We start from the raw sequence: 23,379 nt of genomic DNA, 5'->3' as shown, positions 1-23,379 counted from the left end.
AAAATCTAAAACAGATTTTGGGCCACTCAGAAGGGGGCAGATCATACGCTCGCACGTGGTGGACTGTGGGCCGGGGACCGCAGCCGGGCACCATCGTGCCGGTCTTTTCCCCGCCGGACGGGCTGACGCCCGCCGCGGTGCGCAACATCAGCAGGATGGGCTTCGATAACCGCAGCTTTTCGGCGGCGCTGGTCTATCTTGGCGTGCGGCACCGGCTCCATGTGACGCAGGAAAAGGGTGGCTGGCTGAGCAAGTCGACCACCACGCTGACCCGCACCGAGGCACCGGATGGTAATGCGGTGGAGCCGGTGGCTGCTCCCGAGCAGGCGATGCTCGACAAGCTCTTTGCCGAAGGCGGCGAAATCGAGCTCAAGCAGGAAAATTACAAGACGATACAGGCAGCCCGGACCGAACTCGATACCGGACTGGGCGAGGCCTACGAAGGATCGATGTTCCGCAAGAACAGCGGATGGGCCGCGATAGGGATGCTGCTGATTCCCCTGGCGATGCTGGCTGTAGCCGTGGTCGCGCTCTTCGCCGACACATCGGTTGCCGGGGATGAGAGGGTCGGGCTGCCCTTTCTCGCAGCGATGCTGGTCGCCGGGGCATGGGGGCTGCATCGCTCCACGCCGCAGGAAAACCGGGGGTGCTTCGTCTGGGCAGGGGTGGCCGCTCTAGCCTTTGCCGCCATTGGCGCGACGTTCGCCACGATAGCTGTGGCGCTGTCGGTCGGGGCCTTCGTGATTTTCGTGCCTCTGCTGCTGCTGCCAGTTGCGATCGGTGCCTTTTCGTGGATGGCGGCACCGACGGCCGAAGGGCGCCGGATGATGGACCGCATCACCGGATTCAAACAGTACCTGTCCATCACCGAAGAGGCGCGGCTGGATACGATACATCCGCCGGAAAAGACGCCCGAACTGTTCGAGCGCTATCTGCCCTATGCCATCGCACTGGACGTGGAAAACCGCTGGGCCGACCGGTTCGCAGGTGTGCTGGCTGCCGCTGCGGCCGCGGGCGCGACCGCGCAGACGGCCAGCTGGTACTCCGGATATGGCAACGTCTGGGATGATCCCAGCGGGTTCGCCAAGGACATGGGTTCGTCGTTTACCAGCACCGTGTCGTCGGCCGCCACGTCGCCGAGCAGCAGCAGCGGCGGGTCGTCGGGAGGCGGATCGTCCGGCGGCGGTGGCGGCGGCGGTGGCGGGTCCGGCTGGTGATGTGCGGGAATCGGGAGTCCGTCTATATTCCGATCGCACTTCAGCGTCGAAAAGCCGGTCCATGAGTGCAAGAGCAAAGTCAGGATCGTGATGTAGATCGCCCGTTCTTGCGCCAGTGGCCCCTGAAGCATGTGTTGCGTTGGTTCGATCGCATACTCATGCAGGACGTCAATGGCGATCTGGCGTGCGTTTTCATCCTCGATGGAAAGTATGACCATAGCTGGCGTCGCGGCGCGCAATTCTCTGTCGAAAAGAACTTTGGCAAGTTTGGTGCCGAAGTCTTTCGGGTCGGCGTTCTACATTGGAGCAGCCTGCAACGACGTGACGAGCAATGCTTCAAACGGTTTGAGTTTGCTCTCCAAGTGCCGGTTGACAAGCCCGACTACCACGCCTGGTTGTCCTGCGATTTCCTTGATGCTGGCACACGGCCGCTACTGTTTTGAGAGAATTTCCACTTTGCCGTCGGCGCGTTCGATGACCTTTAATCCGAAACCAGCCTGGAGCGCGCCAAGAAACTTGTCGGATTCCGCGACTCCGAAACGCCCGCCCACGCGCAGGGAGGCTATTGAGGGATCTGCCACAACGATCGGCAACGGGCGGTACCGGTTGAACTCGGCCACCGCTTCGCCAATCGTCAGTCCATCGAATTCGAGCATCCGGTCTTGCCAGGCGGTGCGCCGGGCGATGGTCTGAGGATCGAGCGCTGCGGCTGCAATCGCGCCCGGCGTGATTTGAGCGCCGTGCCCAGCAGCAACGCGCGCCTCCTGCCCGGTGCCGTCCCGCACCGAGACGATGCCTTCGGTCACGGTCAGTTCGACATCGTCTTCGCGGCGGCGGATCGTGAACCGCGTGCCAACGGCGCGTGTCACTGTATCGCCCGCTTCGACATCGAACGGCCGGGCCGTGTCGTGCGCGACATCGAACGATGCTTCACCCCGGACCAGCCGCAGCAGACGGCGGTCCTTGCTGAAGGTAACCTGCACTTCCGAGTCCGTGTTGATGTGCAGAACGCTGCCGTCCGCCAGCCGCACTTCGCGCACTTCTCCAAGCTGGGTTGAGAAGCTTTCAGGACCAGGACCCAGCATCCGAATGGCCGGAAGCAGTCCGGCCAGCGCAATGGCCGCAACGCTGGACAGAACCACAGTGCGGCGCGAAATGCCTTTACCCGTCTCGACCGGGACGATCACTTCGTCCGCGCTGTCCTCGTCGGCAGGAAGGTCGAAGCCGAGGGCCTTGAGCCGTTCTGAATCCTTCCACGCACTTTCTGCGCGCGCAAACGCAACCGCGTGAACCGGATTTTGCGCGACCCAGGCCATGATGTCCGCGCGCTCAGCCTCGCCGGCGTCAGGAAGACGAATAGCGAGTGTCGCTGCTTTCGCTTCTATGTCCGCTTTCATCTGTCGCTCTGGCATCTGCCGTTCCGGCTGTTCTTGGCCCAAGGATGGTTTCCTCGCGTTGCCACCGCGCTCGCATAATCAAGAGAACGGCTTTGGCCAAATGTTTCTCCACGGTAGAAACGGACAGAGAGAGCTCTTCCGCTATTTCCCGCATCGATTTTTCCTGCACTCGCCGCATGTGGAAGACATGGCGGCACTGCCGCGGCAATTGCGGAAGGAAATCCTGCAGCCAGCGCAGCTCTGACCGGGCGTGCAACTGGTCTTCAAGGATTGTGTGCGACTGCAGCAATTCCAGATCGGCAATCTGCTCGAAAGACACGATTTTATCGCGCCGCGCTTCATCGATGATGAGGTTGCGGGCAATATGGAACAGATAGGCCCGGCCATGATCGACGCGCGCCCAGTCTTCGGTCGACCATGCTCTGGCCAGCACTTCGGAAACGGTGTCGTCAAGGTCCTGGCTGGAACGCAGAATTCGGCTTAAACGGCCACGCAGCGCGGCCTGATGTGGCAGGATGACTGCCTCAAACCAGTCCAGCTTGGCGCGGATTTCGTGCAAACCTATTCCCCCTCATTCCATGCCCCGGCCTCTCCATGACGTTTTTATTGCGGGCAATGCATCACGTCGCCGCTCGCCTGTCCAGCAAAAATGACACATAGTGGCCGGCATGCCCTGGGTTGCCGCTGCACTGCAAAAATTTTTTATTCGTGCATGGCGGACTTCGCTTCGCGCTTCGTTTGGGTTGGGCAAGGGAACAAGGCCCCGACGGAGATGCGGGTTGCAGAAGCTGGGACATGCGTTGCTCCTGCTCCTGCTTTCAGCGCCGCTGATGGCCGAGGCGCCCGACACCGCCCATCAGGCGCAGGTTCATGATTTCGAGATCGAGGCCCAGGCAATGCAGCCAGCATTGAACCGCTTCTCCGAACAATCGGACATGCGCATCCTGTTTCCCTACGGCGATGTGGAAGGGCTGCGCTCGAATGCTGTGAACGGCCGCATGCCTGCACGCCGCGCACTCGCCAGCCTCATTGCCGGCACGCCGCTGGTCATCGCGAGCATGCGTGATAACGTGGTGGTGCTGCGCCTGACTGCGCTGACGGTCGCGAACGACAACGGCGCAATTCCCACTGATTCAGCTGCGGCTCAGGGCCTTATCATGGTGACGGGGCGGCGGCTTTCACAGGCCGCAGAGGCGGTCGGCACGGATCACACCCGGCACACCGCAGCCGTGACGCGCAAGGCACTGCTTTCGGCGCCGCCAGGTATCTCCGGTCTCAAGATGCTGGAATACCTGCCGGGCTTCAACGTGCAGACCGATGGTCCGCTTGGTCTCTACGAATTCGGCAACAGCGTTCAGACGCGGGCTTTCAATCTCGACCAGATCGGTTTTGTGGTCGATGGCATCCCGCTCGGCCGTTCTGATGCCTTCGGCGGCAGTCCGGTCTTCCGCTATGTCGATAACGAGAATCTGGCGGCCGTAGAGGCGTCGCCCGGCGCGGGCGATGTCGGTGCGCCGAGCTATTCGTCGCTGGGGCCGATGGTGGCTTACCGTTCCATCGATCCGGGCCGTGATCCCGGGCTTTTCATGGCACAGTCGTTCGGGTCGGATGCACTGCGCCGGACTTTCGTGCGGGTCAGCAGTGGCGAAATCGGGCCGCTACGCGGCTATGTCAGCCATACGCGCCTTGCCAGCGATCTGTGGCGCGGCGCGGGCACGATCGACCGCAAGCATTGGGAGGCTCAGGTCGTCGCGGATCTTTCGCCCCGGTCGTGGCTGCGGTTCAAGTTCGTCGCGAACGATTTCTTCGACTACGATTCCCCATTCCTGACCAAGGCTGAGTATGAGACCTCCACCCCGGGCATCGACGGCAAGACCGGCCGCGAACGGGGATATGCCGGCTTCGTTCCGGACCTGATCGAAACTGTACCGGGCGTGCCCTATTCCAACGCGGATTATGCCGATTATTACGGCAATGCGATCAACGCGCGGAACGACACGCTCTATGGCGCCACGCTGCATCTGGAAGGGGATGCTTCCGCGTTCGTCGAAGCCACGCTCTATCGTGAAGACAAACACGGTTTCGGCGTTTCACCGGACACCTATGAAAATTCGCTGTCCTATTATGAGCGGGAAGCTGGCGCCGGCCTGAATGTCAGCGCGCCGCGCGGGCTGCAGTGGGGCTATTCGGGCATTGACGGGCAGCGTCAGGGCGCCGTGTTTCGCGGCGAGGCCCGTTATGGCGGCCATGAGCTGGAGGCCGGCATCTGGATCGAGGGCGATCACTACCACCGCCGCCAGTACCGCCTGAACAAGACCGATGGCGCGCCGGACGGTGCGGTGCTTGAGAACGAAGTGGTCTATTACCGGCGCGACTACCGCTCACGCCGCGAAGTCCTGCAGTTCTGGGCACGTGACCGGTGGACCCCCGGGCAAGGCCCGCTGACAGTGGAACTGGGCTTCAAGGGGCTCGGCATCACTTACCGCCTCAACGGTTACCGCGATTTTGAAGACTACGCCCACGCCGTTGGCACGCCCGGCTGGGGCCCCGCAACGGGCAAGGCGCATTACTTCGACGGGTTCGAGCCTTCCGCAGGCATGGTCTACCGGCTCTCCGATGCAAGGACCCAGGTGTTTGCCTCCTACGCCGAAACCATGGCGCTGCCCAAGGCGATGGACGCCATTGCCTCGACGGCTTTTGCCGCATCGCCGGCTTTCGCTCCCGCACCCAGGCCCGAGCGCGCGCGCAATGTGGAACTGGGCTTGCGCACCAACCAGCCACATTTCTTTGCTGTGGCAACGCTCTACCACACGCGCTTCACGAACCTGATCAGCGCGGTGGGCGGGACAGTTCCCGGAACTTCCGGTGCCATCGAGACCTACTACCAGAACGTCGGGGCAGTCGAGGCGCATGGGTTGGAAGCGGCGGCGTCGATCAGGCCTGCGCTGTTTGACGGCAAGGCCTATTTCACGACCAATCTGACTTACAGCGATGCCACGTTCCGCAATGATTTGCCGGGCGGCATCGCGATCAAGGGGAACCGCATTCCCGACAGCGCGCGCTGGATCGTCTCCGAGGCGGTCACGGTGGAACCGGCTCCCTGGGCGCTGGCCAGCGTGACGGCAAAGTACACGTCAAAGCGCTACGCCGATTACCTCAATACGCAGTCGCTGGACGGGCAGTGGGTGGTCGATGCCTATTTCGAACTGGGCCGTGAAAGCAGTTTCGGCCCGCTGCGCAATGCCCGCGCGCGCATCAACATCGATAATCTTTTCGACGCGGACACGCTGTCGTTCATTGTGCCGGTGGTTTCTGGCGAGGTTTACTACCGCCCGCTTTCCCCGCGCACTGTCCAGATCACATTTACGGGGGAGTTCTGACCCGATGCACGATTACGCAGTCCTTACTCTGAATAACGCCGCCATGGAGCTGCCCGCATGAGCGCAATGCTGGCAACCTGGGGTATCCCCATCGCGCTGATGCTGCTGGCCGGGCTGGTGTCGGGCTTCGCAGCGGGGCTGTTCGGAATTGGCGGCGGCTTCGTTGTCGTGCCGGTGCTGTTCATCATGCTGCCACTGCTGGGCGGAAGCAGCGAAAGTATCGCCCACGTTGCGATCGGCACTTCGCTGGCAACCATCGTCATCACGTCGTTGCGGTCGGTTCAGGCCCATGCCCGGCGCGATGCCGTGGACTTCGATCTGCTCAAGGCCTGGGCGCCGTGGATCGTGCTGGGTGTCGGTGCCGGAGTGCTGCTGGCCGCGCGGGTAAGCGGCCATGCGCTGGCCCTGATTTTCGGCGCAGGGGTGGGGCTTATGGCACTGCATTTCCTGTTCCCGGTGCTGCGCGACAAGCGTCTGCGGGACGACGTGCCCGGCGGCTATGTCCGCGCCGGAATTGCTGGCGGGCTCGGTGCTTTCTCCTCGCTGCTCGGCATTGGCGGCGGCACCATTGCGATCATCGTCATGACCTTGTGCGGGCGGACCATCCACCGCTCGATCGCGACCGCATCGGGCGTGGGCTTCATCATCGCTGTGCCCGGCACGCTGGGCTTCATGGCGATCGGTCTTCCCATGCACGACCTGCCGTTCGGTTCCATCGGCTATGTCAACGTGCTGGCCGCTGTGGCCATTGTCAGCACGTCGGTCTTCACCGCCCCGCTCGGCGCCGCGACGGCCCACAAGCTGCCTGCCGGCATACTCAGCCCGATATTCGGCCTCTACCTGCTGTTCGTGGCGGCAATGATGGTCCGCAACGGTATCGCCTGAGGCCGGGCCCTCTATCGCAAGTGGAAACAAGGGCTACAGGTCAGCAATAACGGAGGACATGCAGAAAAATGCCAAAGTCCTGCGAGCCTTCTACGGCGCGTAACTAACTGAAAAACAATACTGGTTCTGGGGAGCTGGCAAATCACGCGTTTGCCGGGATGCCGGAGGCTTGCCTGCGCCCAAGGGCGCTCAACAGGGAGTCCCGACAATGATATCGATGTTCAAGACGACGATGCGCTCGGTTTCGGCCGTCGCACTGGCGCAAGCGCTGGTCTTCGGCGCGGTGCCCGCGCTGGCGGATGAAGCCGCGGATGACAGCGCCAGCGAAGCACCCGTCATCACCGTGACAGGCCGCCGCGTTTCGGAAGCTGCTGAGGCCATCGGCGAAGGTTCGGTGACCAACACTGTCGCGGTAACCCGCGATGCTCTGCTCTCTGCGCCGTCGGGCGTGTCGGGCCTCAAGATGCTCGAGCAGTTGCCCGGCTTCAACGTGCAGACCGACGGCGCACTCGGCCTCTACGAATTCGGCAACTCGGTGCAGACCCGCGCTTTCAACCTCGACCAGATTGGCTTTGTCGTGGACGGCATTCCCACCGGCCGGTCGGATGCCTTCGGCGGCAGCCCGGTGTTCCGCTACGTCGACAACGAAAACCTCGCCGCTGTCGTAGCCTCCCCTGGCGCGGGCGATGTCAGCATGCCGAGCTACTCTTCGCTGGGGGCCATGGTCGAGTATCGTTCGATCGAACCGCAGGACGATCTCGGCCTGTTCGTGTCGCAGAGCTTTGGCGACTTCGACATGAAGCGTACTTTCATCCGTTTCAGCACCGGCCAGGTCGGCCCGTTCAAGGCCTATGTCAGCCGTACCAAGCTCGACACCGACCTGTGGCGCGGCGCGGGCAGCGTCGATCGCGAGCACTGGGAAGGCCAGATCAAGGCCGATCTCGGTGGCGGCAGCTGGGCACGCTTCAAGTTCGTGTCGAACAACTTCTACGACATTGATTCTCCCACGCTGGCTCGCGCGCAATACCAGTGCCTCTATGGACTGACCGACGCGGACGGCGTGTGCGGTCGCTATTTCGGCTACACCGGAACGCTCTACGACTACCCCGAGACGGTGCCGGGTGTGCAATACTCGAACAGCGCCTACACCAACTACTACGGGCTCGCGATCAACCACCGCAACGACAAGCTCTACGGCCTGACACTACATGGCGAGATCAGCAACTCGGTATGGGCCGAGGCCACGGGCTACTGGGAGCAGAAGGCCGGCTACGGCGTCTCGCCGGATAGTTATTCCAACAGCTATGGCCGTTACCTCCCCGAATCCCAGGCAGGGCTTGACGTGGTGGCGCCGAAGGGCGTGCAGTATGGCGTCTCGGGCGTTGGTGGTGACCGTTACGGCATCACCATGAAGGTCCATGCCGATATCGGCGCGCATGCTATCGAAGCCGGCATCTGGGCCGAAGAGGACAAGTACCACCGCACCCAAAAGCGCACCAACACACTCGATGGTTCGCCCGCCAGCGCTCCGGCGCTTGACGAGATCGTTTACCTGCGCCGTGACTACCACTCCAAGCGCGAAACGACGCAGCTGTTCATCAAGGACCGCATCAGCCTGTTCGATGACAAGCTGAACCTCGATCTCGGCATCAAGTCGCTGTTCGTCGACTACCGCCAGAGCGGCTACCGCGACTATGCGGACTATTACCTGACCGTCGGCGGCGTGGGCGTGCCCGGATGGGGCCCGCAGACCAACACCGCATCCTACAAGGACGGTTTCCTGCCCAGCGTGGGGCTGCTCTACCATGTGTCGGACCGCGCCGAGATCTTCGCGTCCTATTCGGAGAACTATGCCCTGCCCAAGGGCATGGACGACATCTACTCGGTCGCCTTCACGAGCAGTGCGGCGCTCGTGCCGCAGCCCGATCCTGAAAAAGCCAAGAACTTCGAACTGGGCATCCGCACGCGCCAGCCGGAATTCTTCGCTTCGCTGGCAGCGTTCTACACCAAGTTCGACAACCGCATCCAGTCGATCACCTCGATCCTGCCCGGTTCGGCAGGCGCGACCGAATCCTTCTACACCAATGTTGGCGGCGTCGAGGCCTATGGCGCCGAGTTCTCGGGGTCGTACAAGCCGGCATTCCTCAATGGGCTGGCCTACGCCAACCTCAACGTCACTTACAACAACGCCACCTTCAAGGATGACCTTGTCACTGCGACCACGACTTACGCGATCTCGGGCAACAACATTCCCGACAACGCCAAGTGGCTCGTTTCGGGCGGCGTCACGATCGAACCGGCCAGCTGGCTGGTGGCGAACGTCTCGGGCAAGTACACCGGCAAGCGCTATGCCGACTTCACCAACAAATACCCGGTGAAGGGCTACACCGTGTTCAGCGGCTATGTGGACATCGGCGACGGCTGGAGCCTCGGCCCGCTCAAGACCGTCAAGGCACGCATCAACGTGGACAACATCTTCGACAAGGACACGCTGGGCTACATCTACCCGCAGGTGGCCTCGGACGGTTATTTCCGTCCGCTTTCGCCGCGCACCTTCCAGTTCACCATCTCTGCGGAGTATTGATGTGAAAAGACGAACGATACGTTCGCTGATAACGGGAGCAGCCTTGCTGCTGCTCCCCCTGCAGGCCGCGCACGCATCGAAGGATGCTTCGGGGGACACACCGTCCCCCGAAGTCATCGCGCTGCAGCGCCAGATGATTACGCTCGACACCCACCTCGACACGCCGGAATCGGTGGACCGCCCAGGCTGGTCGATCATGGACCAGCACGATGTGCGTCAGGACTACACGCAACTCGATTTGCCGCGCATGAAGGAGGGCGCTTTCGACGGTGGCTTCTGGGCGATCTATACGCCGCAAGGAGCGTTGGACCCTGCGAGTTACGAAAAGGTTCGGGATTTCGCGGTCATGCGCGGCATGTCGATCCGGCTGATGGTCGCCTCGCATCCGGACCAGTTCGAACTCGCTCTCAAGGCCGATGACGCTGCGCGCATCAATGCCGAAGGCAAGCACATCGTCTACCTGAGCATCGAGAATGCCTACCCGCTGGGCGAGGACGTCTCGTTGCTCAGGCTTTTCTACAAGATGGGCGTGCGTGAGACCGGCTTCGCCCATTTCATGAACAACCAGTTTGCCGACAGTTCGACCGATCCCAATGGCCCCAAGTGGCACGGCCTCAGCCCGCTGGGTCTGGAACTGCTGGCCGAGGCCAACAAGCTGGGCATGATCATCGACGGCTCGCATTCGAGCGACGAGGTGCTGGACCAGCTGATCGCCAAGTCGACGACGCCGGTGGTGCTCTCGCACTCGGGCTGCAAGGCGGTCTATGATCACCCGCGCAATGTCGATGACAACCGCCTGCGTGCGCTGGCGGCGAAGGGCGGCGTCATCCAGATCAACAGCTTCGGCAGTTACCTGCGCGCCATCAAGCCCAATCCGGAGCGTGCCGCAGCCTACAAGGCGCTGTTCGCCGAGATGCGCGGCAGTGACGGCCTGACCGCCCAGCAACGCGAAGCCTTGATGGCCAAACGTCGCGAGATCGACGCGAAGTACCCCGAAACGGACCGCCCTACATTCGACGACTTCATGAAGCACCTGCTCCATGCTCTCGAGGTGGTGGGGCCCGACCATGTCGGCATCGGCATGGACTGGGATGGCGGTGGCGGCGTGGCCGGTCTCGAGGATGTGAGCGGGTTGCCCAAGATCACTGCCGCCCTGCTCAAGGCTGGTTACTCCAAGGAGGATGTGGCAAAGATCTGGGGCGGTAACGTACTGCGCGTCATGCGTGAGGTCGAAGCCGCCGCCGATCCGAAAGAGGCCCAATAAAACCTCAAGGCGATACAGTCCGGGCCGCAAAGGCTCGGACACCTCCTTTACACGATCGACACGTGACGCACACTATGATGGTTTGTGAAAGGGCAATCCGTTGATAGCGACGTCGGTTCGGCCATTGAGAGCGTTCACATCGATCGTATTCGGCGGAATCGATGCGGCTCCTGGGCCGCCTCCCTTCTTTGCCGCGCGGGGGCTGCAAGCCGGGCAGGCGCTGCTGTCGATGCTGGCGCTTGCAGTAATCATGGCGTCGGTGGCGTTGATCTTCGGGCTGCCCCCCTTGCGCGTAATGGGCTGGCCACTGCTTGTTGCCGCGATCGGCCTTGGTGCCATGCTCAACGGAACATCCACGAGCAACCGGCTGGCGCTCGCGGTCTCGAGCGGGCTGGCCATTGCCCTGTCGCCCTGGGGTGCTTCGCTGTTCATCGACGTCAGTGCCGACGGTCAGGAATACCACTATGACACGATCTATGCGCTGGCTCATGGCTGGAACCCGTTTCGCGCACCCTATGCCGGCTTTGCCCCGCCGGAGGTGACAATCCTGATCTGGCCACAGCACTATCCGGTCGGTGCACCGCTCCTGACTGCAATGGTTCGCAATGCGGGCCTATCGCTTGCCGCATCGAAGGGAATCCTGTGGTTGCCGGGGGTGGCGGTCCCGGGGATCTGGTTTGCGCTGCTACGCGGAGAAGGGCTGGCACCGCGCAGCGCGGCTGCCCTGGCCTTGCTCGCTGCGGCATCGCCTATCTACATCGCGCAACTGCGCTCGGAATATGTCGACGGCTTCGTCGCGGCTCTGGCGATGGCATTTGTCGGCTTGCTGCTGGTCGCCTTGCGCCAGCGCCGGCTGGATTCGCTGGCTTGCGCTCTGGCCTGCCTGATCCTGGCCACCGATACCAAGTTCAACGCGATCGCAATCTTCGGCACGATCTCGGCGGCGGTGTGCCTGACGATGGTCATCCGGCGCCGGATCGTGGCCGCCTTCGGCCTCGGGCTGCTGCTGCTTGGAGCGCTGCTCTTCGTGGTGCTGTTCATCGGCAGTTTTCCTTACATCACCAACTGGTCTGGCTATGGTCATCCATTCTACCCGATCATGGGGACCGACCGGTACGAAGTGAACAACGCGCTGCTGCCCGGCGCGGTGCGCGATCTGCCTGCGATTGTTATCTTCCTCGGGACGACCTTTTCGGTCTTTGCGCGCGGTTTCGCCGGTGGACCTGGTGCGATCTTCGATTTTGCCGAAGGTGGCTGGCCTGACGGCGTGGTGGGGGGCTTCGGCCCGATCTTCGGACTGGCGCTTCTGCTGGCCATAGCGATTGCGCTGGTCACGCTGCGCCACCGGCGCCGCAGCCAAGCTCGGGCAATGGCAGGGGTGATCTTCCTGATTGCAGCGATGCTGCTCGTTTCGAGCCTGGTGACACCCTACATGTGGTGGCCGCGCTTCATTCCGCAACTGTGGATCTGCGTCTATCTGTGCCTCGTCGGTGCGGTGCTCTCGGATCGGTCCGCGCTGGTCAAGCTGGGCTGGACCTGCGCCGCGATTCTGGCGGTCAATTCCGCATTCGTGAGCGTCAACAGCGTTCGCAACGGGCTTTCCGATTCCGCCGTCGTCCGCCAGCACATAGCCCGCGTGAAGGCGCGCGGGGTGCCGTTCTGCGCCGCCTTTGGCGCCGCGCACGCCCGGATCGAACTGATGCGCGAGGCTGGCATCAAGGTCGAGCCGATGGCAACCGGCCTTCCTGTGGAGTGTAAAGGCTCCGAGGTCATCCCACTTGCTCGGGACTTCCTCGAAAATCCGGCGCAGTCGTGCCCCTGTGCTGCTGTGCCGGCCGCCCTGCGGAGGAGCGGGGATCGTCCTGCAGACACCACGCTTGCGGACATTGAACGCCTTTTCGAGCGCAGCAAGTAGTCGGAATCCGAAGCGGTGTTCATCAATGACTTCGAACGTTGATATGAGTCGTTAGATGTAATCTCACCCTTTCCGCCAGTTCCCGGTCCTGAGCCTCCAATTGATCGTTGGGTATAGAGCGAAGTGCCAGAACAAGGGCGCAGGGTATCCTCAGCTTGGTGCGCGGCGGGTGCTCGAATGATGACGTACAACGGCCAATCAGTTCGAGAGAAGCTGTGTAGCATTGATGGCCTCGCTCAGGGCCAGTGATCGCAATCGCGCAATCGCGCAATCGGAAAACTGCATGTCTGGCAAACTTGCAAGGCACGCCGCAAGGCGGCTTTGGTTGAGTGGTGGAATTTTACTGTAGTATTTCGAATATTGTCAGGTATTAGTTCGTTAATTTGTGGATGATTGCGGTTATTATAGCAGCATTCCAGGTGGGGTAATTGTAAGTAAATTACGTTATCAATACAGTTTATGTGGAGTGGATTGGGGGTATTCGCGGAAATCGTAGGCGATTTCTAAATTTGAATCCTCAGGGTCGGGCCTGTTTCCTGTTTCTGCACGTGTTCTTTTAAGCGCATAAATTCCGCCGACACTGCGCGAAGCGACGCACCGTTTAAGACAGTCTCGTCCCCTCCTTCCGGAACCGATTGAACGACGCCTGTCGGATCATTCCGTTCTATCTCAAGCCGCCATTTGGACCCTGGCGTGCTCTGCTGCCGCAGTCGTGCAATAGCTTCGTCGAACTCGACTTGATGCTTGTTTATGGCTTCAAGGGCTCGATTCCGGTCACGCTCGGCCTCTTGCAGTCGAGTACTCGCATCGGCGAACGCCTCGCCCGCCTGATGCAAGTTGCTCTCGATTGCAGCCAGGCTGCGCAAATCGCTCGTAGGACCATTATCCAACATGGTCACCTCCAAAGTACCGTTTAGAGATTCGGAACAGGTAAGGTTAACGCGCGTTTGCGGTGGTCTGCAAGAGATTCAAATTGAGTATGAAATTACTTTTGAAAAGAAGCATTTCTATACCTGCAAGCGCGAGGCCGCATGGCGCGCTTTCAAGTAAGCGATGCAGTCAAGTTGGGCTGTATTCGAGATTCGATGGGACGGCCTCTGCCCGAATCGCTGACCAACGTATCTGGAAGCATGCCCCAGATACGCTGCTATAAGGTCGGGCAACCGTCGTGAAGGAACGACGCTCTGACCTCTGACCGCTAACGGTCAAGCGAGTATATCAAATCGAATATGCTAATTGTCAGAAAAAAGCTTCGAGTACCGTTATCGTATCGCCAGGGGCGATCTTCAGCGTGGCATCATCGAGTTTGACGCGCTTCGCCACGGACCATTGTTTTCTCTGGATTTCTATTGTGCGCTTGTTGGCCCTCGCGGTGTACCCGCCAGCCGTGGCGACTGCCTGCTGCAGGGTGAGATCTCCCCTGTAGGGATACTCGCCGGGTTGCTTGACCTCGCCCAGAATGAAGAAGGGGCGATACTTGAGGACTTCCACTGAAACGTGAGGATCCAGCACGTAACCGCCGGACTTGAGTGCCGATGTCACCACCTGTGCCAGCATTTCAGGAGTCTTGCCATTGGCGACGATGGGATCGATCAGGGGCAGGGCCAGCACTCCACCTTCGCCAACCTCGAATTCGCCCGAAAGTGTGGGCTCGTCGAAGACATTGACCTTCAGCTTGTCTCCTGCGCCGAGGAGGTAGCCATCGGAAACTTCGGCGTTGAGAGATGACACGCTGGTCAACTGTGCCTGTGATGCACCGCAAGCGGAAAGCGGCATAGTGGCCATAAGCAATGCAGTGGCGAAATGCAGTCGCGAACTGCGGGGTCGGGACGGAGCAGTGGTCATACTCATTTTCCTTTCGTGACGAGGCCGTTCCTTTTGCGAACGCCAGATCAGGCAGACCCCATGGCAGGCAGGTGTGGCACTGACAGTTGCCGAGCAGCTTGATCCTACGTGCCTGCAAAACAATTCGAAACTATCTTGTGGGAGGGCTAATGGCTGTAATTCGAACTAGGAGGTTAATCATTTAGGCTAGCCGCATCCTACACCGATGCCCGGTTGTCCTGCACGCCAATCAAGGGGATCGTGGTTCGCGCAGAAATTGCGCATTCCATGTGAATGTCGATCAATTTTGAGGCTTGCGAAGAGCAGGACAAGATGGCGACTATTGAAGCGGTAGATTTTACTAGGGCCGAAACTGGTGAAGCCGCGCGCAGCGGGCGAATTGCGAGTGCGTGCGTCTCGCGCGCTGAGGCTGGGCTGATTATTCAAGTCGCTGAAGCCGACTCGGTGATTGCGACAAATCCGCCGCACGGGCCTTACAACCAAGGTCAGCCGAGGCTGACAAGGCTGATCGACATACTGGGGGCGACAGGCCTTATAGTCATCCTGCTGCCTGTGCTTGTCCTGTTGGCCATCGTGACTTCCCTGACCAGCGTCGGTTCAGCATTCTATGCTCATTCCCGCATCGGCAAGGACGGCAAGCGGTTCAAGTGCTACAAGTTCCGTTCGATGTATGTCGGAGCTGAACAACGTCTGGCGAAACTGCTTGAGAGCGATCCCGAGCTGCGCCGGGAATGGGAGGCAGAGCACAAACTCCAGCAGGATCCCAGGGTGACCCCTTTCGGGAGGTTGATGCGCCAGACAAGCCTCGATGAACTGCCGCAGCTTTTCAACGTTCTCAAAGGGGATATGAGCTTGGTCGGCCCTCGGCCGATCGTTCAGGATGAACTGGCGCGCTATGGCCGCTACGTATCCAGTTACCTGGCAATCAAGCCGGGTTTAACCGGCTTGTGGCAGGTGTCGGGCCGAAGCCGGACGAGCTACCGCAGGCGGGTTGCTGCGGATCATGTTTACGCCCTGAACAAGTGTGTGGTACTTGATCTGCGCATCATCATTGCCACCCTTCCGGCCGTCCTGATGCAGCGAGGGGCGTGCTGATATGCTTTACAGCAACCAGAAAAGCACCACCCAAATCACGAGCGAAACAGGCAACGCCACCACCAGTCCGCGTGCAAACGTCTTTTGTCGCACCGGCGAAGCGTGTTCGACGCCATCCGGCACTTCAGGCATGAACGTGACGCCGCTCATCAAGATTAATCATTTTGTTCCTTTGGATGATGCAGCCGTACCACTTGTGAGGGAGGCCCGCAATCCGCCTGCCTCATCGTCACGGGAAAGCGTTTCGGGACGGCGTTTGTTCCGATTACGCCGATTGCGGAACCTGGCGGCGCCGATGGTGCAAGGTCCGTTCCGCCGGGAGGCCTTGCAGATTCGTATCAGTTCACGGAAAAAGAGAGAGGGACAAGGCTTCGATGAAGGCATGGAACTGCCTTCCGGTGTGCCTGTCTGGCGGTGTGTGAGGGGTGTGACGGTGGGCAGGAGCATGGTGCTTCTCGCGCTCTGTTCGTTCCCCGGCGTTGCTGCGGCCCAGGAAGTCAAGGTGCTGACGCCTGTCGAAATTTTTGAAGAAGAAGCTGGTCCGGGTGTCCGGATTGGTTCTTCTTTCATGCTCTACGGAGCTGCCGAAGGGCAGATCCTCTACGATACGAATATCTACAACACCGCGGCGCTCAAGCGCAGCGACACGCTGGCAATTGCGAAGCCGACGTTGGTGTTGAAGTCTGATTGGGCACGGCACTATGTGCAGGTCACCGCTGGCGCAGAGATCCGGCGGTATTTCAAGATCGACCAGGAAAATTCTGAACAGTACCGTCTTCAAGCCAATACGATGATTGACTTCGGTGATCGCATAGCCTTGTCGACCGAGGCAGGCATTGCGGAAAGGATCGAGCAGCGCGGTACGGCCGGCGATGCGTTCGCGACTGACAAGCCGATCCAGTATTTGGAGAAGAAGGGGAGCGCCACGCTGTCGCGTACGGGCGGGACGCTGGAATTGATCGGCAGGTTTTCGTTCCTGCGCCAGGATTTTGAAAACTCCACGGTGGCAGATGTGCCGCTCGACCTATCGTACCGCGACGCGATGGTCCTTCACGCCAATCTGCATGTGAACTATCGAATTAACGATAATGTGAAGCTTTATACCGAAGTTGACGGGAACACAGTCAACTATGATCAGGATGCCCCAGTGTCGCGTGATTCAAAGGGCTTTGCGGTATTCGGCGGCATTCAATATCAGGCCAGTTCGCTCGTGGATGTCCAGGTGGCGATGGGCTTCATCCAGCAGTACTTCGATGATCCGGCAGTCCCGACCGCTTCCGGGGCGAACTACCAGATCAAGGCAAACTGGACGCCGGCACCGCAATGGAAGCTGACGGCGACTGGTGAGCGGGCGGTCTATCCCAGTCCGTTCCCGAACGTCCCTGCGATCATCCGCAGCACCTTCGAATTGAAGGTCCAGCGCTCGATGGGCGACAGGTTGCTGCTTGAGACCAGGCTGTCCTACGGGAACGAGAACTACAAGTCGATCACGCGGAGCGACAATCGGTATATTGCGGAGGCTGCCCTGAGGTTGCGCCTCACGTCCCAGTTGGGGGCCTCGGTATTTGCCGGCTATCGCAAGCAGACAAGCGATGTCCTGTACGAAGGATACTCGGGCCTGGGGGTCGGGGCGAGTTTGAGTTTCCTCATATGATTGCGCGGTGTCTACACACGCGCTGTTTAGCAATTTCACCAGGAGCGACCCGATGAGCTCACGTCAGCTCACTTTGCCAGATGGTACTTCCGCTCTTCCTGCGCACACAAGAGGAAGAGAACTCGCGCGTCCAGACCGTATAGACCTTAGTGAGAGCATCGGGTTTTTCCGCCGCCGTCTCAAGGTCATCATCGGCTGTGTGGCACTGTGTGTGCTTATAGGCCTGGCTTTTTCGATATTCGGTCAGAAAACCTACCGTGCCGAAACGACGGTGATGCTCCTTCCGCAGTCGGATACGCTGGTGGAAGGTGATGGAAAGCAGTCCCAGCCGACCATGATGAATGGTCAACTGGTCGATACCCAGATCGAAATCATCGAATCGCGAGACATGGCGACGGCTGTGGCGGATTCGCTCGGTCTCACGCGCGGCTTGTCCGAACAGGACAAGCGAGCATCGGTTGACAATCTTCAGAACCATGTCTCGGCCACGCGTGCAGGCGTAAGCTATGCTCTGACCATTTCGGTTGATGCCTCGGACGCGCAGGACGCGGCAAAGCTGTCGAATGAATTCGCGAAGCAGTTTGTCAATTGGGAAGAAAGCAACGCACGCAAACGCCACGCGATGGAACGTGCGGATGTGAAAGATCGCTTGGCAGAACTGCGGCAACAGGCTCAGTCTGACACGCAGAAGCTGCAGCAGTACCGCATCGCAAACAACCTGCTGACCACGACCGGTGCCTCGCTTACCGAACAGGAAATCTCGAATTACAATTTCGAGGTGACCAAGGCGCGTGCCGAGGCCGCGGAGGATCAGGCGCGCCTGCAGACTGCGATCAACCAACTCCGGTCGGGGTCCTCTGGCGATGATGTGGGCGAGACGCTCGAATCTTCCGTGATTGCGTCGCTGCGCACCCAGGAGGCGCAACTCGCCGGTGAAGTGGCGAACCTCTCGACCAAGTACGGTCCCAATCATCCGCAACTGGTGCGGACACGCAACGAATTGAGCGAAATACGTGTCCAGATCCAGACCCAGATCGGCCGCATCATCTCGAACCTTCAGGCGAAACAGGCCGTTTCCTCGCAACGTCTGGCCTCGCTGACATCCAGCCTTTCCAGCGCCCGGGCCAAGCTGTCGGTCAACAACGCGGCCATGGTCGGACTGTCCGAACTGGAACGTGCGGCAGAGGCGTCCCAGGTAATCTACGAGACTTACCTCAACCGGTACAAGGCGCTCGTTGCCGCAGAAGGGACGGAGAAGCCAAACGCGCGGATTCTGACCTATGCCGAGGTTCCGCTCTCACCCCGGACGCCCAACCTCAAGCTCAATCTGGCACTGTCCCTCGTTATCGGCTTGGGCGTGGGCATCATCGGGGCCTACATTGCGGAATCCATGTTTCATGGCGTCAACGGGCCCGAAGATGTCGAGAAGGATCTGCACGAGAACTTCCTTGCGTCGATACCATTGCTGCAATCGGTCAATCCGCAGAGATCGCATGCCGTGGCTGCTATCCGCGACGATCCGAGGTCGGTCTTCGCGGAGAGCTTTCGAGTTCTTTACACCGCAATCGACCAGTCCTGTAACGGTGCCTCCCAGGTTATCGCGATCACGTCGGCGCTTCCGGGGGAAGGCAAGACTGTCATGTCCTGCTGCCTCGCGCATGTGCTTGCGACCAGTGGCAAGCGCACAGTCCTCGTTGACTGCGATATGCACCGCCGGGGCATCAGCCGCTTGCTGGATGTGAAGCCGGAGCAGAAGGGGCTCATCGAAATCCTCAGTGGAGATGCGCCACTGGATGTCGAGCAGTTGATGGGTGGCGGACAGTTCTGCATAATTCCGCTGAAGGCCGACCCTGAAAAGCCTGAGGAATTGTTGACAGGCGACGAGTTCGTCCAATTGCTCGAGACGCTGCGCCAGCATTTCGATCACATCATCCTCGACCTGCCGCCCGTGCTCGCCATTGCCAGCACTCGGGTTATTGCGAGCCGGGCAGACGCAGTCGTGATGGCCACGCAATGGCGCAAGACTTCGGCGTTCGCTATTCGGGCCGCGCGCAAGCGGTTGCCGGATGAACAGGTCAATGTCGTGGGCGTTGCCCTGAATCAGGTCGACTTGCGCAAAAAGTCCTTCTTTGATCGCAAGGATGCGAGTTTTTACTACGGCCAGTATCGAGAGTACTATTCGTAATGGGTGATGTGGGCCACAGCAGCGCGGCGATCATCACCTCGCCTGTCCGGTTCTCTGCACCTCGGGTAGCACTCGTCCATTACTGGCTCGTGGCTATGAGAGGTGGAGAGCGCGTTCTTGAGCGGTTCTTGAAGCTGTATCCCGGGGCCGACATCTTCACGCATGTCTATGATCCCACGAAGATATCCAACACGCTGAAAGAAGCGCGGATCAAGACGAGTTTCATTGGGCGCATGCCCTTTGCCACGCGCAAGTATCAATATTACCTGCCGCTCATGCCGATGGCCTTGGAAGAGCTGGATCTGACAGACTACGATCTGGTCATCAGCAGCGAGTCTGGTCCAGCCAAGGGGGTGGTCACCCGCCCGGACAGCGAGCATGTATGCTATTGCCATTCACCCATGCGTTATCTTTGGGACCATTACCCCCAATACCGGGATCATGCGTCATGGCTGGTACGGATGGTCATGTCAGCGACATACCCACGTCTGCGGCAATGGGATGTGAGTTCCAGCACGCGGGTCGATCAGTTCGTAGCGAATTCGAACTTCGTAAAGCAGCGAATCAACAAGGTCTGGCGTCGCGATGCCGAAGTGGTCCATCCGCCGGTCGAAACCACCCTGTTCACGCCTTCGCTGGAGCAGGACGACTATTACCTCTGGGCGGGGCAGATGGTGCCCTACAAGCGGCCGGACATCGCGGTTGATGCCTTTACCGCCAATGGCAAGCCGCTGCTCATGGTGGGCGTGGGGCCGATGCTGGACAAGCTCAAGGCACGCGCCGGGGCAAACGTGACGTTCGTCGATCGCATGGACTTCAGCAGACTGCGCCAAGCCTACGCTCGGGCACGTGCCTTCGTCATGACTGCCGAAGAAGACTTCGGCATCACGCCGGTCGAATCCATGGCCTCGGGACGGCCAGTGGTCGCATATGGCCGGGGAGGGGTCCTCGACAGTGTCATCCACGGCGAAACCGGAGTGTACTTTGACCGGCAGGATGCCCAATCGCTTTCGGATGCAGTGGAGGAGATGGAACGTTTCCTTCCCCATTTCGATCCGGTAAGCGCGATCAAACGGGCACAAGTTTTTTCGCCTGAGAACTTCGATCGCAAGATCATGCGGCTTGTGAGCAAGCGCGGTTTTTAGGCCGACGGAACCTGATTGTTCGGTGAGGCTGACGCGGATGAATTCGTAGAAATCCGCCGCAAATCTTCCACGGTGTCGAGGATTTCCAATAGGCGTAACGCTGCATTACGCCATGTAAACTGTTCTGCGCGGGTGCGGCCCAAGGCGCTGAAGTTCGCGTGCAGGTCGTTATGCTGACCGAGGTAGCGCAGAACCGCTGCCCACGCTTCGGGCTCGTGCGGATCAGCATAGAGCGCGGCATCGCCGCAGACTTCGGGTAAGGCGCCACAAGGAGCGCAGATGGCCGGCGTGCCAAGCAACATGGCTTCCAGCGGCGGCAATCCGAACCCTTCAGTGATGGAGGGGAACAGAAGAGCGCGGGCGCTTTGCATGAGGGCGCGCAGTTCCTCATCCGTCACCTGGCCCGCGAACACTACGTTCGGTGGCAATACATGCCCGGCAGCGGCAAAGGTTTCGCGGCTGGCCGAACCGAACAGTACCAGTTTCATACCGGAAAGGTCTTCCCTGGCGAAGGCCTTCAGCAGAACACCGATGTTCTTGTGTTCCTGCACTGTCGAAAGGGCGAGAGCATAGCTGGTCCCGGTGAGAGAGAGGCGGTCCAGGACAGTGGTGTCCGGATCCACACGCAGCACATGATCGACGCCATTGTGGACGGCGTGAATGCATTCGATCGGTGCAAGCCCCGCCGCGGCGATCTGTTCGCGCGAATATTGGGAAACGGTCAGAATTGCACTGTTTCGCCGCGCAAGAATGCGCTGCAGCACAATATACCAGAGCCGGAAACCTGGGCCATAGGATTTCGGCGAAAGCAAAACCTGAGCGTCATGGATCATTGTCAACGCATTGCCCGAGGCAATGGGGCCGAGATTGCACAGGTTCAGGAGTACAGAACGGCCCTGCCTGGCGGGTAAGGTAGTCTGTTCCCAGAGGGCGCCGTCAAACGGACCTACCGCGCGAACGGGCAAGCCTATGGATTCAGCCTTGTCGCGTCCGTCATGTGAGTGCCATACCTCAACGCGGCGTCCGCACATTTCCGGCGCGTTCTGTTTGGCCAGATCTGCCAACGCATTACAGATTTCGAATGCGACACGGTGTACCCCCGTCATGGGCGCGCGCAGGAATTTGCCATTGATGATGATATCAGGTGTCATCGGGACGGGGCGCACCATCTGACCGGGGGCGTATCGCAATGACAACGGGATGGTCGCTCAGTGTAATCTCGAAGGCGGTCCTGCCGGCATATGAACCGGTGGGCTCGGTCCCCAGTGTCGGGTCGTAGAGGCCGATCGATTCCGGCTTTTCGGCCAGCTTGATTGTGACGGTATCGGTGCCTTTGAGGCGCTCCCCCCAGACAACCAGTTGGAACGTGCCGTCACTGTGCTGCAGAAGCAGATCGTGCACGGTTTCTGGCTGGTTGGCGATGGCAAATGCAAGTTCGCCCGGCGGGGACGAAAGGGCGCTGTCCGCCAGAATGGTCGTCAGGTTGTGCAGGTATACCGCAGCAAGGCGGGGCGAGTAGTCGGGGCGGAAAAAGCCAAAGGCCTGATTGCCACCTTCGTCCGTCCTGTCGCGCAGGATGTAGACTGACGTGTAGGCGTAGCCGCGCTTGAACTGGGCCAGATAGATGTTCAGCAGATGGATGGCCTGTAGCCGCTCCCCGACGGCTCCGTCGATGGCGACACCGGTTTCGGTCGTAACGCGCGGCAGACTGTTGAGCTGCTGTTGATCATAGCCTGCAAATCCGTGCCGCCATGTCTTTCCGAAATTTCCGAAAAGACCATCCACTCGCGAAGATGCGGTCGGATCGGCGGCGTTCCATGCCTTGTTGTCTTCCGGCGAAGGCGAATTGGGGTGATATATGTAATTGTGGACATTGGCGTAATCGGCGTAGCGCGTGCCGTCGGGCATCAGCGTGTCTGCGCCGTTCGGGATGGTGAGGAACTGCAGACCCACATTGTCGACTTGCGCGCCGGGTTCGGAAATTGACCAGACTGGGTACCGGGCCAAAACGGGATCGCTCTTTACGGCGTGGTAGAGGTCGCGCTGCAGCCGAGCGACGGGCAGCCATGACGATGCATTGCCGCCGCCGTTTTCGCCGTTGTAATCGACACCCCAGTTGTTAGGCTCGTTGTTGCCTTCGAATGCCAGCAATGCATCCGCCTGGGCCAGAACCTTGCCTGTCCTGATCAGCAATTTGAGATCGGTTCCGCCGCTTACCAGCCCCCAGTTGAGACGCACCCCGGTCTCTTTGTGTAAGTCGAGGAAGGTCTGGATTGTGGTGGGGCCGGTATCGCTGAGGCCTTCTATCCCTGCTCTGACCCAGCGGAAACCGCCGTAGCGCACCATCGAAACGGTCTTGTCCAGCGGCTGTCCCCGGTCCGGGAAGGTGGACACAACGCCGATGCTGTTCAGGAAATCGTTTGCCGGAATTGCAAGATGCGCCACCGGAGTAGGGTCGGAAGGCAAGACCGGCTTGCGAACGTCCCTTGCTGCGAGCAGGGCGAAGCCAGCAAAAGCCAACATGATGCCGGACACGTAGTACAGCGATTTAGGCGGAAAGCTTTGCAACGGTTTCTGGCTCCCTTGCCGCGAAGGGCGTTTGGTCTTCAGTTGCCGGTTGCGAATGTATTCAGTCAATTGGAATAATTGTTCTGCGGTGGGGCAATCGGGGCAGTCTGCGCGCAAAGGTAGGGGCGGTGAGATTACTCTCTCGAACAATCCATTTCATCAGAGTGTCCAACCTCGCCCTTCAGTCCATCAAGCGGCCTACCTTCAATGGATTACTTGTCCGTCATCGGGGCTACTCACCGCAA

The 23,379-nt window shown here is 60.1% G+C and carries 17 protein-coding genes; 11 read left to right on the top strand and 6 right to left on the bottom strand.

The features are described from left to right. Window positions 1–95: 95 nt before the first annotated feature. Together MTR64_RS14720 and MTR64_RS14715 are read left to right on the top strand one after the other, a co-directional pair. Window positions 96–1,217 (top strand): DUF2207 domain-containing protein, encoded by a 1,122-nt coding sequence (locus MTR64_RS14720; RefSeq protein ID WP_243994928.1) that lies wholly within the window; start codon window positions 96–98, stop codon window positions 1,215–1,217. A gap of 65 nt (window positions 1,218–1,282) precedes the next feature. Beyond that, window positions 1,283–1,660, top strand: coding sequence for a hypothetical protein (locus MTR64_RS14715; protein WP_243994927.1), 378 nt, complete (start codon window positions 1,283–1,285; stop codon window positions 1,658–1,660). Here MTR64_RS14715 and MTR64_RS14710 read toward each other — a convergent pair. Then, window positions 1,649–2,614, bottom strand: a complete 966-nt coding sequence (locus MTR64_RS14710; RefSeq protein ID WP_243994924.1) for a FecR family protein — start codon at window positions 2,612–2,614, stop codon at window positions 1,649–1,651. The two genes, MTR64_RS14715 and MTR64_RS14710, sit on opposite strands and share 12 nt — an antisense overlap. Then, the gene (locus tag MTR64_RS14705) at window positions 2,562–3,173 is read right to left on the bottom strand and encodes an RNA polymerase sigma factor (protein ID WP_243994922.1); all 612 of its coding nucleotides are present in this window, start codon (window positions 3,171–3,173) and stop codon (window positions 2,562–2,564) included. Before MTR64_RS14705 ends, MTR64_RS14710 begins: the two co-directional genes overlap by 53 nt. 220 nt (window positions 3,174–3,393) lie before the next feature. On the opposite strand from MTR64_RS14705, the gene MTR64_RS14700 reads away from it, so the two are divergent. From MTR64_RS14700 to MTR64_RS14680, 5 genes are all read left to right on the top strand, one after another. Beyond that, window positions 3,394–5,994 carry a TonB-dependent receptor domain-containing protein gene (locus MTR64_RS14700; protein ID WP_243994921.1) on the top strand — a complete coding sequence of 867 codons (2,601 nt, stop codon included), beginning with the start codon at window positions 3,394–3,396 and terminating at the stop codon, window positions 5,992–5,994. Between the two features lie 57 nt (window positions 5,995–6,051). Continuing rightward, window positions 6,052–6,879 carry a sulfite exporter TauE/SafE family protein gene (locus MTR64_RS14695; RefSeq protein WP_243994920.1) on the top strand — a complete coding sequence of 276 codons (828 nt, stop codon included), beginning with the start codon at window positions 6,052–6,054 and terminating at the stop codon, window positions 6,877–6,879. 208 nt (window positions 6,880–7,087) lie between these two features. Further along, complete coding sequence (locus MTR64_RS14690) at window positions 7,088–9,463, top strand: TonB-dependent receptor (protein ID WP_243994919.1); 2,376 nt, start codon at window positions 7,088–7,090, stop codon at window positions 9,461–9,463. 43 nt (window positions 9,464–9,506) lie between these two features. Continuing rightward, window positions 9,507–10,727, top strand: a complete 1,221-nt coding sequence (locus tag MTR64_RS14685; protein ID WP_419144951.1) for a dipeptidase — start codon at window positions 9,507–9,509, stop codon at window positions 10,725–10,727. Between the two features lie 124 nt (window positions 10,728–10,851). After that, a complete protein-coding gene (locus MTR64_RS14680) occupies window positions 10,852–12,642 on the top strand; it encodes a hypothetical protein (RefSeq protein WP_243994918.1) in 1,791 nt (596 codons plus the stop codon). A 503-nt stretch (window positions 12,643–13,145) separates the two neighbouring features. On the opposite strand, the gene MTR64_RS14675 is transcribed toward MTR64_RS14680, so the two are convergent. Together MTR64_RS14675 and MTR64_RS14670 are read right to left on the bottom strand one after the other, a co-directional pair. Further along, a complete protein-coding gene (locus MTR64_RS14675; RefSeq protein ID WP_243994917.1) occupies window positions 13,146–13,535 on the bottom strand; it encodes a hypothetical protein in 390 nt (129 codons plus the stop codon). Between the two features lie 346 nt (window positions 13,536–13,881). Then, window positions 13,882–14,373, bottom strand: a complete 492-nt coding sequence (locus MTR64_RS14670; protein ID WP_243994916.1) for a polysaccharide biosynthesis/export family protein — start codon at window positions 14,371–14,373, stop codon at window positions 13,882–13,884. A gap of 387 nt (window positions 14,374–14,760) precedes the next feature. On the opposite strand from MTR64_RS14670, the gene MTR64_RS14665 reads away from it, so the two are divergent. Genes MTR64_RS14665 through MTR64_RS14650 form a run of 4 tightly spaced genes read left to right on the top strand, consistent with a single transcriptional unit; the run spans window position 14,761 to window position 20,566 of the window. Further along, window positions 14,761–15,582: a sugar transferase gene (locus MTR64_RS14665; RefSeq protein WP_243994915.1), complete on the top strand. Its 822-nt coding sequence runs from the start codon at window positions 14,761–14,763 to the stop codon at window positions 15,580–15,582. Window position 15,583: 1 nt separating this feature from the next. Beyond that, window positions 15,584–17,236 (top strand): outer membrane beta-barrel protein, encoded by a 1,653-nt coding sequence (locus MTR64_RS14660; RefSeq protein WP_243994914.1) that lies wholly within the window; start codon window positions 15,584–15,586, stop codon window positions 17,234–17,236. Window positions 17,237–17,288: 52 nt separating this feature from the next. Continuing rightward, window positions 17,289–19,421 carry a GumC family protein gene (locus MTR64_RS14655; RefSeq protein WP_243994912.1) on the top strand — a complete coding sequence of 711 codons (2,133 nt, stop codon included), beginning with the start codon at window positions 17,289–17,291 and terminating at the stop codon, window positions 19,419–19,421. Beyond that, on the top strand, window positions 19,421–20,566 hold the full coding sequence (locus MTR64_RS14650) for a glycosyltransferase (protein WP_268740929.1): 1,146 nt from the start codon (window positions 19,421–19,423) through the stop codon (window positions 20,564–20,566). The genes MTR64_RS14655 and MTR64_RS14650 overlap by 1 nt, the downstream gene beginning before the upstream one ends. Here the strand turns inward: MTR64_RS14650 and MTR64_RS14645 are convergent. Beyond that, a complete protein-coding gene (locus MTR64_RS14645; protein WP_243994908.1) occupies window positions 20,563–21,735 on the bottom strand; it encodes a glycosyltransferase family 4 protein in 1,173 nt (390 codons plus the stop codon). The genes MTR64_RS14650 and MTR64_RS14645 overlap by 4 nt on opposite strands. Beyond that, entirely contained in the window at window positions 21,707–23,251 is a 1,545-nt protein-coding gene (locus tag MTR64_RS14640; protein ID WP_243994906.1) for a hypothetical protein, read from the bottom strand. Before MTR64_RS14640 ends, MTR64_RS14645 begins: the two co-directional genes overlap by 29 nt. Window positions 23,252–23,379 lie beyond the last annotated feature (128 nt).

Origin of the sequence: Novosphingobium album (ex Hu et al. 2023), from assembly GCF_022832385.1 — a bacterium.
GTDB classification, from domain to species: domain Bacteria; phylum Pseudomonadota; class Alphaproteobacteria; order Sphingomonadales; family Sphingomonadaceae; genus Novosphingobium; species Novosphingobium album.
The sequence above is the reverse complement of the archived record's forward strand: the minus strand, read 5'-3'. Positions and strand labels throughout refer to the sequence as shown.

What these genes read in the sequence shown, in the direction of transcription:
- MTR64_RS14710 (WP_243994924.1), bottom strand. Translation starts at nt 2,614, where the DNA reads ATGAAAGCGGACATAGAAGCGAAAGCAGCGACACTCGCTATTCGTCTT.
- MTR64_RS14695 (WP_243994920.1), top strand. Translation starts at nt 6,052, where the DNA reads ATGAGCGCAATGCTGGCAACCTGGGGTATCCCCATCGCGCTGATGCTG.
- MTR64_RS14690 (WP_243994919.1), top strand. Translation starts at nt 7,088, where the DNA reads ATGATATCGATGTTCAAGACGACGATGCGCTCGGTTTCGGCCGTCGCA.
- MTR64_RS14675 (WP_243994917.1), bottom strand. Translation starts at nt 13,535, where the DNA reads ATGTTGGATAATGGTCCTACGAGCGATTTGCGCAGCCTGGCTGCAATC.
- MTR64_RS14665 (WP_243994915.1), top strand. Translation starts at nt 14,761, where the DNA reads ATGTCGATCAATTTTGAGGCTTGCGAAGAGCAGGACAAGATGGCGACT.
- MTR64_RS14660 (WP_243994914.1), top strand. Translation starts at nt 15,584, where the DNA reads ATGCTTTACAGCAACCAGAAAAGCACCACCCAAATCACGAGCGAAACA.
- MTR64_RS14655 (WP_243994912.1), top strand. Translation starts at nt 17,289, where the DNA reads ATGAGCTCACGTCAGCTCACTTTGCCAGATGGTACTTCCGCTCTTCCT.
- MTR64_RS14650 (WP_268740929.1), top strand. Translation starts at nt 19,421, where the DNA reads ATGGGTGATGTGGGCCACAGCAGCGCGGCGATCATCACCTCGCCTGTC.
- MTR64_RS14645 (WP_243994908.1), bottom strand. Translation starts at nt 21,735, where the DNA reads ATGGTGCGCCCCGTCCCGATGACACCTGATATCATCATCAATGGCAAA.